At 31.7% G+C, this 707-nt stretch carries 1 pseudogene; it reads right to left on the bottom strand.

The features are described from left to right. A pseudogene (locus tag AM305_RS07845) lies at nt 1–707 on the bottom strand (aminoglycoside phosphotransferase family protein); the annotation flags it as partial.

Here is a 707-nt window from a genome sequence, read left to right as displayed (position 1 = left end):
TGGGTGCAAGAATTTCCATATTATTCATTTCAGGCAAGAGTTGCTTGGACATAAAAATCTGCTGAATCTCTGCTAATCTAGAATCAATATTAAAAATTAATTTCACTCCCAAGTTTTCTGACTTTTCTAAGGAAAAGGAATCTGCAATGATAAAATCATATAAGCCAATGAAAGAATGGCATAGTTTTGCTAAATCATATGTTTGGTTACCATAAATAGTCAATTCTTGATTAACAGTTAATCCTCTTGGGTCAATTACTTTAATACCGTGGCTACGTGAATCATACATGATATTACTAAAACATAAATCGCCATGACCTACAGCAGGAATTATGGGTAAAGATAAGGCTTTTTCAACACATTCTTTGGCAATTTGTCTCAAAGAAGGAAGTTGAATACCAGCATATTTAACAGGAATATCTAGATTAATTCCTTGTTGTTTCGCATAGTTTTCTAAGCGTTCATAGGTTTTACTTGAATAAAGATCAAATGAATCAATATCAATTTTTTTCAATAACTCTATATTATTTTTAGGGATGTATTTTCTTGACTCGCTCAAATAAACAGAAATAAGTCCTAAAATACTCTCCCAAAATCCCACAGGATTTTTGCCATGAACAAAAATTTCATTCAATGGTAAAAATGGCAGATATTCTGTTTCGTAAAATGGATTGCCCTGTTTTGTTGTACCAGTCTGAATAAGCTGT

It is taken from the genome of Actinobacillus minor NM305 (assembly GCF_000175195.1).
Taxonomy (GTDB): domain Bacteria; phylum Pseudomonadota; class Gammaproteobacteria; order Enterobacterales; family Pasteurellaceae; genus Haemophilus_A; species Haemophilus_A minor.
Note: the sequence above shows the minus strand (reverse complement) of the source record. Positions and strands in the feature narration are given on the sequence as shown.